General features: G+C 72.4%; 13 protein-coding genes. 5 read left to right on the forward strand and 8 right to left on the reverse strand.

The window, feature by feature from the left end; all coding sequences use genetic code 11:
- The first annotated feature begins 2 nt into the window (after positions 1-2).
- Entirely contained in the window at positions 3-980 is a 978-nt protein-coding gene (locus NAEX_RS20890) for an RluA family pseudouridine synthase (RefSeq protein ID WP_170135877.1), read from the forward strand.
- Between the two features lie 65 nt (positions 981-1,045).
- Here NAEX_RS20890 and NAEX_RS20895 read toward each other — a convergent pair whose 3' ends face one another.
- The 4 genes from NAEX_RS20895 to NAEX_RS20910 form a co-directional block, all read right to left on the reverse strand.
- Positions 1,046-1,579 carry a hypothetical protein gene (locus NAEX_RS20895; protein ID WP_096329243.1) on the reverse strand — a complete coding sequence of 178 codons (534 nt, stop codon included), beginning with the start codon at positions 1,577-1,579 and terminating at the stop codon, positions 1,046-1,048.
- Between the two features lie 46 nt (positions 1,580-1,625).
- Entirely contained in the window at positions 1,626-2,624 is a 999-nt protein-coding gene (locus tag NAEX_RS20900) for a hypothetical protein (RefSeq protein ID WP_143140810.1), read from the reverse strand.
- A 562-nt stretch (positions 2,625-3,186) separates the two neighbouring features.
- Positions 3,187-4,506, reverse strand: a complete 1,320-nt coding sequence (locus tag NAEX_RS20905) for an FAD-dependent monooxygenase (protein WP_211302443.1) — start codon at positions 4,504-4,506, stop codon at positions 3,187-3,189.
- A gap of 87 nt (positions 4,507-4,593) precedes the next feature.
- Positions 4,594-5,505, reverse strand: coding sequence for a helix-turn-helix transcriptional regulator (locus tag NAEX_RS20910; RefSeq protein ID WP_096329245.1), 912 nt, complete (start codon positions 5,503-5,505; stop codon positions 4,594-4,596).
- A 176-nt stretch (positions 5,506-5,681) separates the two neighbouring features.
- Between NAEX_RS20910 and NAEX_RS20915 the strand changes: the two genes are divergently transcribed.
- Both NAEX_RS20915 and NAEX_RS20920 read left to right on the forward strand, forming a co-directional pair.
- Positions 5,682-6,134 carry a helix-turn-helix domain-containing protein gene (locus NAEX_RS20915; RefSeq protein WP_096333682.1) on the forward strand — a complete coding sequence of 151 codons (453 nt, stop codon included), beginning with the start codon at positions 5,682-5,684 and terminating at the stop codon, positions 6,132-6,134.
- 15 nt (positions 6,135-6,149) lie between these two features.
- Complete coding sequence (locus NAEX_RS20920; RefSeq protein WP_096329246.1) at positions 6,150-6,551, forward strand: VOC family protein; 402 nt, start codon at positions 6,150-6,152, stop codon at positions 6,549-6,551.
- Between the two features lie 136 nt (positions 6,552-6,687).
- On the opposite strand, the gene NAEX_RS20925 is transcribed toward NAEX_RS20920, so the two are convergent.
- Entirely contained in the window at positions 6,688-7,548 is an 861-nt protein-coding gene (locus NAEX_RS20925; protein ID WP_096329247.1) for a hypothetical protein, read from the reverse strand.
- Between the two features lie 9 nt (positions 7,549-7,557).
- Complete coding sequence (locus tag NAEX_RS20930; RefSeq protein WP_096329248.1) at positions 7,558-8,190, reverse strand: hypothetical protein; 633 nt, start codon at positions 8,188-8,190, stop codon at positions 7,558-7,560.
- Between the two features lie 281 nt (positions 8,191-8,471).
- Here NAEX_RS20930 and NAEX_RS20935 point away from each other — a divergent pair, with 281 nt between their 5' ends.
- Entirely contained in the window at positions 8,472-10,292 is a 1,821-nt protein-coding gene (locus NAEX_RS20935) for a hypothetical protein (protein WP_170135878.1), read from the forward strand.
- A gap of 36 nt (positions 10,293-10,328) precedes the next feature.
- The gene (locus NAEX_RS20940; RefSeq protein ID WP_096329250.1) at positions 10,329-11,819 is read left to right on the forward strand and encodes an FAD-dependent monooxygenase; all 1,491 of its coding nucleotides are present in this window, start codon (positions 10,329-10,331) and stop codon (positions 11,817-11,819) included.
- Between the two features lie 345 nt (positions 11,820-12,164).
- On the opposite strand, the gene NAEX_RS20945 is transcribed toward NAEX_RS20940, so the two are convergent.
- Both NAEX_RS20945 and NAEX_RS20955 read right to left on the reverse strand, forming a co-directional pair.
- Positions 12,165-12,719 carry a YaeQ family protein gene (locus tag NAEX_RS20945; protein ID WP_211302444.1) on the reverse strand — a complete coding sequence of 185 codons (555 nt, stop codon included), beginning with the start codon at positions 12,717-12,719 and terminating at the stop codon, positions 12,165-12,167.
- Between the two features lie 611 nt (positions 12,720-13,330).
- Positions 13,331-14,047 carry a hypothetical protein gene (locus NAEX_RS20955; protein WP_143140809.1) on the reverse strand — a complete coding sequence of 239 codons (717 nt, stop codon included), beginning with the start codon at positions 14,045-14,047 and terminating at the stop codon, positions 13,331-13,333.
- Positions 14,048-14,119 lie beyond the last annotated feature (72 nt).

Raw genomic sequence — 14,119 nt, forward strand, 5'->3', positions numbered from 1 at the left:
CGGTGAGCGAGCCCCCGGAGGAATTCATCGAGATCCCGCTGATCGTCGACCCGGCCCGCGACGGCTTTCGCCTCGATCGTTTCCTCTCGAGCCGGATCGCCCGGCTGTCCCGCACCCGCGTGCAAGCGATCGTCGACAACGGCCAGGTCCGCCGCGCAGACACCGGCGAGGTGCTGCTGCGCGCGTCCCAGCGCGTGCGCGCCGGCGAGGCGCTGGTGATCCGCCGCCCCGCGCCGCGTGAGCCCGAGGTGGTGCTCGATTACCGGGAGATCTACCGGGACGAGGCGCTGCTGGTGATCGACAAGCCGGCCGGGCTGCCGGTGCATCCGTCGGCCAGCTACCACCGCCACACGCTGACCCAGGTGCTGCGCGACCGCCTCGGCCCGGGCCACGGCTGGGACATGGCCCACCGCCTCGACCGCGAGACGTCGGGGGTGATGGTGTTCGGCCGCCGCGCGGGCTCGGCGACCGCGCTCAAGAAGGCGTTCCTCGGCCGCGAGGTGCGCAAGACGTACCTGGCGCTGGTCCACGGCTCGTTCCACGAGCAAGTCCGGATCGACGTGCCGCTCGGGTTCGCCATCGGCTCGAAGATCCGGATCAAGATGGGGCCGGTGCCGGTGGCCGCGGGCGGCCTGCCGGCGGCGACGACGGTGCGCCCGCTCCGGCACGGCGAATTCAACAAGATGCCGGTGACGCTGGTCGAGGCGCTGCCCGAGACGGGGCGGCAGCACCAGATCCGGGTCCACCTGGCGGAGATCGGCCACGCGGTGGTGGGCGACAAGCTGTACGGGCTGCCCGAGGAAGAATTTTTGAAGGTGGTCGAGGGCGGACGGAAGCTGCACGAGCTCGGGGCCCAGCTCGGGCTGCAACGCCACGCGCTGCACGCGGCCGCGCTGACGCTGCCGCACCCGGCGAGCGGGGCGGAGGTGCAATTCACGGCGCCCTGGCCGGCCGAGCTCGCTGCGATCCTGGCGCCGTGAGGCGCGGACAGCGGATGTCCTCAGGGACATGTCAGGCGCCGAGCCAGGATGTCCCGAGGGACAGGTCACGGCTTCAGCAGCGGCGTCGCGCCGGGTTGCAAGATCTCCACGATCTCGCCGGACACCGGCTCGAGCGCGGTGGTCTTGCCGTCCTCGACGACCACCTTGAACTGGGCCATGTCCGAGCCGTCCTTGAGCTTCAAGGTGCGGTCGGGCAGCTCGATGGTGTCGACGCCGGGCGGCTCGCGGGTGAGGCCGAGGCGCGCCTTGCCTTGCGACCAGGCGAGCACGCGCGGCCGCTCGGAGGTGTCGGTGCCGGCGGGGAGCTCGAACTGGCGCAGGGCGGCCGGCTCCTCGCCCTGGCGGGCCCAGCGGTACCAGGCGAACACGGTGCCGGCGACGAGTACGGCGAGGCAGGCGATCAGGATGCGGCGGATGCGCCGGGCGGCGGCGTAGCCGGCGAAGCGGCCGAGGTGGTGCTCGCCGGGCGGTGGGTCGCGCATGAGCTCGTCGTCGCGGTCGCTGGCGGGCGGGGCCGCGACCGGACGCCACGCGCGGGCCATGTCGGGGGACGGCGGGTCGAGGTCGTCGCGGGTCATGCCCGGAGGATAGCGCGGGTCGGCGACGGGCGCGCTCGCGCGGGGCTCACTGGCACACCGAGCCGAGCAGTACGCCCATGTCGAGGTCGACCCCCGGGTCGGTGCAGAGCTGGTTCACGGGGCAGTCGGCGTCGCTGTTGCACTCGCCGCAGATCCCCAGCTTCAGCAGGCCCATCACGTTGGCCTCGCCGCAGAAGCCCGAGGCGCACGCCTGGTCGCCGGTGCCGGCGAAGTCGCAGCCGGCGTCGTTCGGCACCGAGCCGGCGGCCTTGCACTTCTTCTGGCCGCTGAAGTCGGGGATGTCGTAGTCGGGCGTGCAGTGGGGCGCCTGCGCGGGGCAGTCGGCGTCGGTCTTGCACTCGCCGCAGGTGGCGACGGTGATGATGCCGGGGACCGAGAGCACGGGGCTGCAGTCCTGCGCGGTCGGGTCGCTGCAGGCGGCGTCGCTCTCGCAGCCGTCGCCGGCCTTGCCGAGGTTGCACACCGAGCCGACGCCGGCGATCGGGTTGGCCACGGTGCAGCCGCCGTCGGGACAGTCGTCGTCGCCGAGGCATTCGCCGCAGAAGCCGCCGAGCGCGGGGACGAGGAAGCACTTGCCCGACTCGCAGCCGCAGCCGCTGGCGTCGGTGCAGGAGGAGTTTTGCGGCTGACCGAGGGGGTCGTTGCAGGAGGCGCCGGTGCTGAAGCTGTCGGAGCCGATCGAGGTCGACTCGATGCCGGTGGTGACGGTCGAGACGGTGCTCGAGTGGGTGTCGCTGGGGTCGCCGTCGGTGGCGGAGCCCTCGGTGACGGGGACGAGGGTGGTGCCGTCCGAAGTGGGCAAAGTCGTGACGGTCTGACCGGCCGTGGTGCTGACGGGGTCGCTCGGGTTGGCCGAGGTCTGGCTGTGCCCCATGGTGACGGTGCCGTCGCCGCTCGAGCCGGAGGTGGTGCCGGCGGTCTCGGTGCCGGTCTGCGAGTCGGAGGCGGACTCGCCGGGTTCGAACTTGGGGCTGCAGGCGAGCACGAGCAATAGCGCGGGCGACAAGGGCAAGCGATACTTCATGCCGAGAGTATACGCGGAGGGGGCGCTCGAGCGGGATGGTGTGTATGTCCTTCGGGACATGTGCGGCGGCGCGCGGGTCGGGAGACCCCATGGAGCAGGGGCGCGGGTGCGCGGGGCTTGCTCTCGCGGTGATCCGGGGCCTGGAGAGGCTCGGCGGACTGCGTTCTTCTTGGGGCTTGGCTAGGGTCTGAGCTTCGCGGGCTTGAATCTGGTGCTTCGAGAATTGCCGACTGCGCCTCGCGGGGGGTCCGGGGAAGGGGCGGCCGCGAGTTGGCCGGCAGGATGGCCGCTCGTGCCTCGCATCCATCCAGCCTCTAATTCGCGGCGCCTCTTCCCCGGACCCCTGGCACGGCTGCAGCCGTGAGAGGCCGCCCCGCCGTCGTGGGCTCCGTTGGCAGATGTCCTCGGGGACAGGTCATGAGGGGCTGGTCGACGGCCAAGGCTGGCCGCCGACCAGCCGCCACCTGCCATCATGCACGGCGTGGCTTCGTGGCGTGGCGGGCTGGGCTCGGCTCGGGTGAGAGATGGCGTGGCGGCATGCGGTCGAGCAGGAGGCGAGAGTTCAGCCGGGGCGCCGGACCAGGTCCGGCGGGCGGAGGTCGTTGGATCGACGGGGCAGGCTCGAGCCCGGGGAGGCGGCCGGCGTTGCCTCGATATTCGAGGAAACCCGAGCGACGATGTCGATCGAGTTCTGCCGGTCCCCGAGCAGCCTGTGGAAGATCGGCCTGGTGAACCTCGACTCGAGGAGGCGGAGGGTCGCGCTGCGGAGGAACCGCTCGATCTCGCTGCCCGGGGTGAAGAACTGCCGCATCTTCACCCCGCGGGCCTGCAGGTCGGTGATGAACGGGCGGAGCTCGCGCTCCCACGCTGCGAGCGCGCCGGCCGGGTCGCCCGGGTACCGGTCCAGCATGTCGCCCAGGAGTTCGCTCCCGGCCAGGCCGGTCGAGGCGCCCATCCCCGAATACAGCGTCAAGCACCACGCGGAGTCGCCGACCAGGACGACCCGGCCCTGATGCCATCGCGGCATGCGGACCTGCTGGACGGCGTCGAACAGCGGCTCTTCGGCGGCCTCGAACTCCTTCAAAAAATGGGTCAACAAGGGCCCGGTCGGCTCGGGGCCGTAGGCCTTGCGCAACGATTCGATCGGCGGGCGAGCGAATTCCGGGCCGACGGCGTCGACGCGGTACGAGAACAACAGGCCGGGGTTGCTGTCGGCGAACGGGAACACCCACGCCGATCGACCCGCCTCGGCGAGGATCATGCCATCGTGCAGGTCGAGGTCGGGCACGGGCCTGCTCATGATGCAGGCGCCGATCATGTAGCCGAGCGAGTGGAGGAATTGCTCGTGAGCGCCGAAGACGAGCTGGCGAACGGTCGAGCGCAGGCCGTCGGCGCCGACCACGAGGTCGAAGCGCTCGGTCGTGGTCTGGCCGGACCTGGTATTCGTCAGCGTGACGGAGGTCCCGCGATCGTCCTGAGCGATCGCGGTGGGCACCGTCGAGAAGCGGACCTCGACGTCGTCCGGCAGGGAGGTGAAGAGCCCGTTCTCGATGTCGCCGCGCATCAACACCCGCGGCTGTCCCGGGATGTCGGTGAAGCTCATGCTTGGGCGGCGGCGACCGAGACGGTCGACCTCGTAGGTGATGCCGTCGCGGGCGGTGCGGTCGCCCATGGCGTCGAGCACCCCGAGCCGTCGCGCGGAGCTCATGCCGGGCGGAAACAATCCGATGAAGTAGCCGCCCTTGCGACGCGCCGGCGCGCGCTCGATGATCAGCGGCCGCCATCCGCTCCGGTGCAGCCGCACGGCGGTTGCGAGGCCGCTGATGCCGAGGCCGACCACCAGGACGCGGCGTCCGTCCCCACTCGTCGTCATGTCCGTCATGCCGGCAAGCTAGGGAGCGCCGACCACGGCCACCATGGCGCGGATTGTTGCGAAGATCGGCCCGGATTGCGGTGCGCCGGAGCGCCCTCAGGTCCCGGTGCGGTGCCGCTCCCGCCATTCCCGGGGGGTCACGCCGTGGACCTGACGGAACGTGCGGATGAAGTGCGTGGCGTCGGCGTAGCCGACCTGGGCTGCGATGCTCTCGATGCTCGCGCCCGTGTCTTGCAGGCGACGACGCGCCTCGGACATGCGATGCTCGCGGAGCCAATCTCCGACCGTCAGGCCGGTCTCCTTGCGGATCGCGTTGGCCAGGTGCGAGGGCGTACGACCGAGCGCCGCCGCGACATCCTGCAGCGAGAGCGGCTCCAGGCAGTGGTCCTCGATGAAGGCGAGCGCGTCGCGGACGAGCCCGGTGAGCATGACGGGTGCCAGCGGCGCGTGCTCCTGCAGCTCGCGCGTGAGCTCGGTGATCAGCAGGACGAACAGCGCGTGCGCGGCCTTCTCCGCGCCCCACCGCGCCTCGCGCAGCTCGGCGTCCATCTCGGCGATCAGGCCCTCGATCCGCTGGCGCCGGCTCGGTCGCGGCCGCAGCCGGAGCAACCCGCGGAGGAGGAGGCTGCGCGCGGGCGCGGGCCTCGCGTCGTCGCGGCTCCGCGGTCGTCCCGGCGGCGAGTAGGGCGCGAAGGCGCCGAGCAGCCTGGGATCGAAGCCGACGATCCAACCCTGAAGATCGCCGACGTCGAGGGGCTGATGCTCCACGCCTTCGGGGACGAGGTGGACGTCCCCGGCCTGGAGGTCCAGCACCTCGAAGTGACGACCCTTGCCCGATCCGCCGGTGATCACGAAGATCATGAAGAAGGTCGAGACGAGCGGCCCGGGCGGCGGCGGTGCGGGGCGCGGGATGCGGACGACGAACAGGGGCGCGCCCGCGGCGTTCCCCGCCCAGTCCAGCGTGAGGACGCGGGGCGGCGGGCGGTGAGGAGCGCGCGGCGTGCCCATCACGATAGTGTAGCCGCTGGGCCCGCCGACCGCCCCGTGCGGCTCGCTCGGCGATGCGCGTGTTCAATCCGCATGCCGACGCCGGCTCGCCGAGAGGCGAGGAGATGGCGCGAAGGACAGGTCGCCCGTCGACGCGCGCGGTGGACGAGCTCGCGGCGCGAGGGTACCCTCCGTGCATGCTGACGCACGCGACCCTCGTGCGCCTGTGCCAGGCCCGCGAGCGCCTGCGGGACGACGTGGACGACCCGTCGGTCGCCGCGCTGGCGCGCGAGGCCGGCATGTCGACGTACCACTTCATCCGCCGGTTCGCCGCGGTGTTCGGCGAGACGCCGCACCAGCACCGGATCGCCGCCCGGCTCGAGCGGGCTCGACGGTTGCTCGCGCGCGGCGAGCACTCGGTCACCGAGGTCTGCTTCGAGCTCGGGTTCTCGAGCCTCGGCAGCTTCAGCGACCTGTTCACGCGGCGGGTCGGGGTGTCGCCCTCGCGCTATCGGCGGCAGGCACGGACGACGGTGCAGGTGCCCGGCGTTCGCCAGCCCGTGCTCTTCCCCGGGTGCTTGCTGCTGATGTGCGGGCCGGCCGCGCTGCAGATCGCAAATTCCGAGAAGACCGCGCGCGCGATCGCGTGATATCCGGGCCGGGCCATGAAGATCCGCCTCAACAGTCTCATCGTCGACGACCAGAGCAAGGCCCTGAAGTTCTACACGGAGGTGCTCGGCTTCCAGAAGAAGCACGACATCCCCGTGGGCGAGTATCGCTGGTTGACGGTCGTCTCGCCGGACGGCCCCGACAACCTCGAGCTGACGCTCGAACCCAACGCCCACCCCGCGGCGAAGACCTACCAGGCGGCCCTGATGCAGGACGGCATCCCGCTGACCGCCTTCGAGGTCGACGACCTCGACGCCGAGTACGCGCGCCTCAAGCAGCGCGGCGTGGTGTTCACGCGCGAGCCGATGGACGCCGGCCCGGTCCGCATCGCCATCTTCGCCGACACCTGCGGCAACCTCATCCAGCTCTACCAGCCTCGACCCGGCGGCGCGCCCTGAGGCGCCCGAGCCGGCGCTGCCGCCGTGACTGCGGGGTGAGACGTCGTCGAGGACGGGCCCGGGACGGCCGGGGGGCAGAGCGACGACCTGGCGCGAAGGACAGGTCGTCGAGGCTCGGAGGGCGGTCGGGCCGAGCTCAGGGCAGCTCGAGCGGGACGGCGGTGCAATTGGACATGTCCGCGGGGACAGGTGCGTCCTGGCGCAGGAGCTCGCCGCCGGCGGCGGCGTAGATGCCGGCGGCGCGGACGAGGGCGGGCGGGGGCTCCTCGACGCCGGCGCCGGGCAGGCGCGGGGTCGGCAGGAGGACCAGCGAGCGGCCGCACAGGCGCGGCGCGAGGGCCCACGGGGGGCCCTGGAGGGTGCTGTCGCCGAAGCCAGGTTGGCCGAACCACAGCGGGGTGAACACGACCGGGGCGGGCTCGACGTCGACGCGCGGCGAGGGCGGCATGCCGGCGCCGAGCCACGCCTCCGCGGCCAGCTCGCTGTCGGCCGAGGGGCGCACGGCGAGCAAGATCGGGCCCACCGGGGTGACGACCCCGGACCAGCGGCACGGGCGGCAGCCCGCGGGCGGGAGCACCGGCACCGGGGCGCGCACGTGCGGCGGGGCGGCCTCGCCGCGGCCGAGCGGGCGCACGGCGAGCTCGCCGGCCTTCTCGTATAAAACCCAGGGACATGTCCGATCGGGCATGTCCGCGCGGTCATGGCGGGCAGGCGAACCCGCAGCGGTCGCGCCCGGGCGAGGCGAGCCGGCTGCGCCGGCGGGCGACGTCGAAGCAATGCGAGCGGCCGCGTCGGTGGGGCGCGGCGGACCGATCGCCCCGAGGCCCTCGGCGGCGGGGTCGGGCAGCTCGGGCAGCCAGGCGAGGGTGCCGGGCGGGGGCTCCTCGCAGGTCGGCTCCGGCGGGGCGGCCTCGACCGGCGCGACGGGGGCCGGTTCGCTGCTCGCCGGAGGGTTACACGCCAGGGCGGCCGCGAAGGCCACGCGCCGGAGCGTCATGTCGGCGGCTCATTGCTTGGCGATCGCGGCCTTGATGCAACCGGCGGTGTTGCGCTGCATGATGCCGCGCGGGTTGCTCCACGACTGGGCGTTCCACAAGGTCTTGCCGTCCTTGTCGACGCCGATGACGTCGGAGGGCAAGGTCAGCTTGACGAAGGGGCGCAGGTTGCCGGTGCACTCGGCGTAGGCCTCGACCGGACCGGGGCCCCACAGCAGGGTGCGGTTGCTGATCTTGGTCGGGTCGGTGACGCGGTAGGTCACCGTCATCTGGAAGATCGGGTTGTTGTCCGACGGCTGCAGCGTCTGCGCGAAGCTCTCGACCTCGCAGGCGACCAGCGGGTCGCCGACGCTCTCGCTGCACAGGCGGTCGGCCCACTCGGCGAACACGGCCTCGCCGTCCTTGCCGTTCATCGCCTGGTCGACGTTGGTCTTGGTGTAGTAGTCGATCAGGCACGGCTCGTACTTGAGGGTGACCTTGATCTTCGCGGTGCCGACGAACGGGTCTTCGTCCTGATTGTCGGCCTGGTTCAGCTCCACGCACGTGAAGCCGAACTTCTCCTCCTCTTCCTGCGGGCAGGCGGACAGGAAGAGGGTGCTGGTGGTGCAGAGGCCGAGCGCGGCGATGAGCGAGAGGCGGGACATCGCGGCCAGTGTTGCAAACCCGAGCGCCGGGTCGCAAGCAGGTTCGCCGCGGGCCGCGCGGACGGTTCCGCGGGCACGCGGCGCCGGCTGCGCATGAGCCTGGACGGCGTCCGGGCGGCGGTTTGCCTGTGACGGGCATCACCAGACCGCCACGGTCCGCGTGCTAGCGTCGCCGGCGCCTCATGACGGCTCCAGCGGCGAAATCGACGCTTCACGAGCGGCTGGCAGCGGCGCAGGCCCGAGTGTTCGCACGCGCAGCCGTTTGGCGGCAGCGGGCGGCGGTGAGCGGGCGCGCCGGTAGCGAGCCGCGCTGGTCCCTGGGTGTCCCGGACATCAGCCTCGCGTGCGAGGTGCTGCTGGCCGATCGCCTGTTCCACGACCTCACCCCCGAAGAATCCGCCGGCCTGGCCCGGTGGATCCGCGCCGACCAACAGCCCTCGGGCGCGTGGCACCTGCCCGGCGGCGGGCCCGACCTGTCGCTGACCGTGTTCGGCTGGTGGGCGCTGGTCGAGGCGGGCGACGACCCGTCGGCCGAGCACCTGGTGCGGGCGCGCCGCGTGGTCCACGAGCTCGGCGGGGCCCAGCGCGCCAACGCGGCGGTGCGCATGTGGCTGGCGATGGCCGACGCGATCCCGTGGAGCTGGGTGCCGACCTTCCCGGCCGAGCTGTGGCTGCTGCCGGCGTGGGCGATCCTGTCGCCGAGCCGGGTGGCGCCGTGGGGCCGCGGGGTGATGACGCCGTACCTGCTGCTGTCGCGCGCGCCGGCGCGGGTCCACCTGTCGGACCCGCGGGCGCTGCTGCTCACGCGGCCCGATGGCGAGCCGATCCTGCCGCGCCTGACGCAGCCGGGGCTGGCCGGAGATCTGCTGCAGAGCTTCGACCAGGCGGTCAAGGTGATCCGCAAGCTGCCGCGCGGGCCGGTGCTGACGGCGGCGCTCGCCCGCGTGCAGCGCTGGCTGGTCGACGCGCAGCAGCGCCACGGCGGGTGGTTCTCGGCCCAGCCGACGCTCCTCAGCCTGATGGCGCTGCGCGTGCTCGGGGCCAGCTTCGACGACCCGCGGATCCGCGAGGGCCTCGACTACCTCCGGCGCGCGCGCGGGCGCACCCGCTTCGCCGGCGGGACGATCGGCCAGACGGTGCACCTGGCCCAGGGGCAGGTGAGCGAGCCGCTGGCGACCACGGCCCGGCTCGTGCGCGTGGCCGTGGCCGCGGGCGACGCGGACGCGGAGGCGATGCTGGCCTGGCTCCTCGACCAGGAGATCACGGCGCCGGGCGAGTGGCAGCTGCGGGTCAACGCGCCGGCCGGCGGCTGGCCGTACGAGCCGGGGGCCGACCGCTACGTCGACACGCTGACGACCTGCGCGGTGCTCGACGCGCTGGCGGCGGCGCCGAAGACGTCGCCGCTGCAGACGCGGATCCGCGCCGCGGCGCGCCGCGCGGTCGAGGTGCTGCTGGCGATGCAGGAGCACGACGGCGGGTTCTGCCGCTTCGAGCGCGGCGAGTCCGACGTGTTCATGACCCGCTTCCCGATCCGCGACGTCGCGCTGCTGACGGCCGGCGACCCGCACGGGCCGGCGCGCGTGCGCGTGACCGCGGCGGCGCTGCGCCAGCTGGCCCGCCTCGGGTTCCAGGCCGACGACGACCGCGTGGCCCGCGGGCTCGAGTTCCTGTGGCGCCGGGTGACGATGGACCTGTCCTCGAAGACATCCGATCTGTCCTCGCGGACATCCGATTACATCGACGTGGCGACCCTCGCCGAGGTCGGGATGTGCGCGGCGGCCCTGTGCCCGCCGACCCACCCGCTGCGGCAGACGGTCGAACGCCAGCTCCGCGGGCGCCAGCGCGAGGACGGCAGCTTCGGGGCGCCGGTGCTGACGGCGCTGGCGGCCCAGGCCCTGATGGCGCTCGAGGGGGCGGCCTGCGTGCAGACGCAGCGGGCCGTGCGCGAGCTGGTGCAGGCGATCGAGGCCGACAAGGAGGACCTCGGCGGGGCGTGGTCGGACGGCTTCGGGCTGTCGCCGGTGTGCCACGACCCGACCGCCGGGGTGCGCGAGGCGGCGCTGGCCCTCGACCAGTTCGTGGCGCTCGGCGGCAACCTCTGAGTGTTTGACTGACTTATAAGACATGCGCGAAAGGACATGACCATGCAGCCAGACAAGAACGAAGCGGGAGCGAGGCCGGGGGCGCGCTACGACGTCGTGATCATCGGCGCGGGCATGGCCGGCTGCGCGGTGGCCCAGGCGCTGGCGCTGGCCGACAAGGGGCGGCGGCGCAAGATCCTCGTGATCGACCGCCACAAGGGCTCGGCGCCGCGGTTCGCCGGCGAGTTCATCCACCCGCGCGGGGCCCAGGTGCTCGAGGACCTCGGCTTCTACGGCCCGCTCAAGGCGGCCGGCGCGGTCGACGTCGACGGCTTCACGGTGCGCGAGCGGGCCGAGGGTCGCTACGTCGAGCTGCCCTACGCCGACGTGGTCGGCCAGCGGCCGCAGGGGATCGCGGTCCACCACAAGACGCTGGTGAAGGTGATGCGGCAGGTGATCTCGCGCCGGCCGCAGGTCGAGCTGCTCGAGGGCTGGACGATCAAGTCGCTGGTCCGCGGCTTCGGCGAGCGCGTGCTCGGGGCGGTGCTCAGCGGGCCCGACGGCGAGGACGTCGAGGTCCGCGCCGACCTGGTGGTCGGGGCCGACGGCAAGGCGAGCCAGGTCCGCCGCCTGGCCGGGCTGCCCGACGACCGGCAGACGATCGGCTTCACCGCGGGGCTCGAGCTGCGCAACGCGGCGGTGTCGGCGGCCACGTGGGGCAACATCGTGCTCGGCGCGTGGGGCCCGGTGCTGATCTACCCGATCCACCGCGACGCCGAGGGCCTGACGTACCGGGTGACGCTCGACCTGCCGGCCCAGCTGCCGGCCAAGGGCGCCAAGCTGGCCGAGTTCCTGCTCGAGACGTTCATCCCCTACCTGCCGAGCGCGCTCGGCGAGCAGCTGGCGGCGGCGATCAGCAACCACAAGGGGCCGTTCGAGATGGCGCCGACGGTCAACCTGCCGGCCCCGCGCGCGAGCTTCCCCGGGCTGGTGCTGGTCGGCGACGCGGCCGGCTGCTCGCACCCGATCACCGCCAGCGGGATGACGATGGGCCTGCGCGACGCCGAGGTGCTCGGCGAACAGGCGCGGCTGCGGGCGGGGGCGTCGCTGCACGAGGCGTGGCTCGACGACGCGGCGGTCCGCCGCTACCGGGCGATCCACGACCGCTACGTGCCGACGCGGCAGGCGCTGGCCGACGCGATTTACGAGGTTTTCCGCGGCGGCAACGAGGGTGCGCGGGCGATCCAGCGGGCGCTGTTCGACTACTGGGAGGCGAGCCACGAGTCGCGCGTGCGCTCGATGGCGCTGCTGTCGTGCGCGGAGGGCCGTCCGTCGGTGTTCCTCAGCGAGTACCTCAAGACGGCCCGCCACGCGCTCGAGACGAGCCTGGTGCCCCGCCACGCCCGCGCGCTGCCGGCCCGCGACCGCCTGCGCCAGGTCACCGGGGCGGCGATGCTGGCGAGCAACAAGCTCGGGCTGGTGGCGCAGGTGATGTGGGCCCAGGTCCGGCCGTCGTGGCTGCCGCACCGCGACGAAGAGCGAGCCTGAGGGGCGGCCGCGAGGTCGCGGCGCGAGATGGCCGAAGGGACAGGCCGCCAGGTCGCGCCGTGAGCTGCATTTTTCGAGGCGCTGGGAGCCGGGAGCGACGGGAGAGCCGGCGCCGCGCTCGGCATTGCCTCGGCCAGGGCCGCGCGGGCGCGGCCGTGCTACCTCGTACTCGTACTCGTCGCTGAACTCCTCGCTGTCGAGCATCGAATCGTCGCCGAGGCGGTGCTTGCCACCGTCCTTGCACTCGTTCTTGATGTCGAGCTTCCACAACTCGTTCAGGTTGTCCGGGTCCAGCTCGATGATGTCATCCGTCACCACCGTAGGCTGCGGCTGCGGCTGCGGAGGTCAGCCCGCGACCAGAGAGTCGCGGGTGATCGGGCCCTCGATCGTGTTGCCGCCGATCGTGACGTAGAGCCGGCCGTCGGTGCGCACGAGCTCGAGCTTGGCCTTGCGATCGAGCCTGGCCTCGAGGGCGTCGAGGAAGGCCGGGTCGAGCAGCCACACGGCGATCGTGTCGGCCTTGTGGATCGCGCCGTTGGCGGCGTCGCGGCGCAGCTGCGTGAGCGGGGTGGCGGTGAACAGCGAGACTTGGCGGGCGGCCTTGGTGGCCTTGTGCAGGCGTTCGGCGGCGGGGGTGCCGACGTCGATCCACTCGAGCAGGATGCCGGTGGGATCGCGCACGGCGATCGGCGGGTCGTCCGTCGAGGCGATGCCGTCCTTGCTGAAGGCGATGCCCTCGGCGAGGCTGAGGCAGTACGCGATCGTGCGCGTCCACATGAACCGCGGGCTTTCCGACGGGTGACGGGCGATCCGCAGGTCGAGGTCCTCGTAGACACCGCGGTCGATGTCCGAGAGGTTGATGCGCAGGTTGTAGAGCGTCGCGGTCAACGCCATGCGCATGACTACCACGGCGAGCGATGGCTGCGCCGGGCAGATCGCGCCCCGGGACGGCGCCGAGCGCCAGGGGACCACGCGGGCGGCCCACTCGCCGCTCGACCACCTCGCTGACGACCTGGCCGATCCTTTGGAACGCGTCGAGGCCCTCGCGCACGACCTCGGGCGGAGATGCGGACTTTGATCGCCGCGGGCGTCAAAAGTGAATTACGTCAACCGGCTGGGCTGGACCGCGCAGCTCGAGGTTATCATCCTGTCGAACGCCGGGCCGGCGCACCCGGAGATCGTGCAGCCGGCTGCTCGAGGGGGGCGCCGACCCGAACTTGGCCGATGGCGACGGTGTGACGTCCTTGCATCACGCGCAGCGCCGAGGCGATGTGACGATGCGGCCGCGACTTCTCGCGGCGGGTCTCCTCGCGCTTCTTCCGCGGCGCGGTCTTTCGAGCGTTCGACGCGGAAGAGCCGCCTGCGCGATGCAGTCCGGTGTTGGTAGTGAGGTCGAACGGCCATCGGCGACCTGCTTGAACTCGAACACCGAGCCGGTGCGGCTCGCCTCCAGGACGAGGACGATCCGCGAGCGTGTCGAGCTCCGGCGGAGAGCTCGACCGGCCAGCATTTCACTCGCTGGCCGGGCAGCCAGGCACGCTCAACCGGGCCCGCGCTTGTTCCTCGAGCCGTCGCATCGCGTCGTGCAGAAGATCACCGGCTGCGAGCGAAGTGCCGCGCGGGACCATCCGCGACACCTCGGCGCCGTTGCTCGCGGCCACCGGGAACGCGCCCTCGAGCACCGGCTGGTCGGCGAAGCGATAGACCAACGCCCAGCCCTCCCAGCGGGCGTCACGCACGATCGCTCGCACGCCGGGTTCCGGGCTGTCCCCCAGCTCGCCCCGCTCGATGCGGCTCGGCCTGAAGACCACGAGGGTGTCCACGGGAGCGAGCGCTGCCGCGGCCGCGCGCAGGCCGGCGGCCTCGCTCGTCGGGACCGGCGACTTGTCGAGCGTATTCTGCGCGTCGGCCTTGTTCCACATGCGCTGGAAGCCCTCGTCCGTCAGGTTCATGCGCTCCCATTGCTCGACCTGGGTGGGCTTCTCGAGCAGGTACTCCAGCTGCGCGAAGTGGATGGTCGCGAGCTTGCTCGTCGCCACGCGGGGAGCACACGCGACGCTCGTCTCGCTTCCGGGCGCCGGCAGTGCAGCATCGACCGCGGCGAGCTTGGTGCGGATCGGTCCGAGGGACTCGTACGCGGTCCAGAACGCCTGCGCCTCCTCGGCTGATGGGCCCGATCCGCAGGCGGCAAGGAGCGCGACGAAGGGAATGGAGAACCGGCGAGGCATCGGCGGCACCTATAACCCTGGCGAGATACTGAGCGCAACAGCCGGCGACGTATCGTGGGCGGGCAAGGAGCG

Source organism: Nannocystis exedens, assembly GCF_002343915.1.
GTDB lineage: Bacteria > Myxococcota_A > Polyangia > Nannocystales > Nannocystaceae > Nannocystis > Nannocystis exedens.

Coding starts and splice junctions, on each gene's coding strand:
- NAEX_RS20910 (WP_096329245.1), bottom strand. CDS start 5,505: ATGGGCACGCCGCGCGCTCCTCACCGCCCGCCGCCCCGCGTCCTCACG.
- NAEX_RS20930 (WP_096329248.1), bottom strand. CDS start 8,190: ATGTCCCGCCTCTCGCTCATCGCCGCGCTCGGCCTCTGCACCACCAGC.
- NAEX_RS20940 (WP_096329250.1), top strand. CDS start 10,329: ATGACCATGCAGCCAGACAAGAACGAAGCGGGAGCGAGGCCGGGGGCG.
- NAEX_RS20905 (WP_211302443.1), bottom strand. CDS start 4,506: ATGACGGACATGACGACGAGTGGGGACGGACGCCGCGTCCTGGTGGTC.
- NAEX_RS20955 (WP_143140809.1), bottom strand. CDS start 14,047: ATGCCTCGCCGGTTCTCCATTCCCTTCGTCGCGCTCCTTGCCGCCTGC.
- NAEX_RS20915 (WP_096333682.1), top strand. CDS start 5,682: ATGCTGACGCACGCGACCCTCGTGCGCCTGTGCCAGGCCCGCGAGCGC.
- NAEX_RS20945 (WP_211302444.1), bottom strand. CDS start 12,719: ATGCGCATGGCGTTGACCGCGACGCTCTACAACCTGCGCATCAACCTC.
- NAEX_RS20920 (WP_096329246.1), top strand. CDS start 6,150: ATGAAGATCCGCCTCAACAGTCTCATCGTCGACGACCAGAGCAAGGCC.
- NAEX_RS20900 (WP_143140810.1), bottom strand. CDS start 2,624: ATGAAGTATCGCTTGCCCTTGTCGCCCGCGCTATTGCTCGTGCTCGCC.
- NAEX_RS20895 (WP_096329243.1), bottom strand. CDS start 1,579: ATGACCCGCGACGACCTCGACCCGCCGTCCCCCGACATGGCCCGCGCG.
- NAEX_RS20925 (WP_096329247.1), bottom strand. CDS start 7,548: ATGACGCTCCGGCGCGTGGCCTTCGCGGCCGCCCTGGCGTGTAACCCT.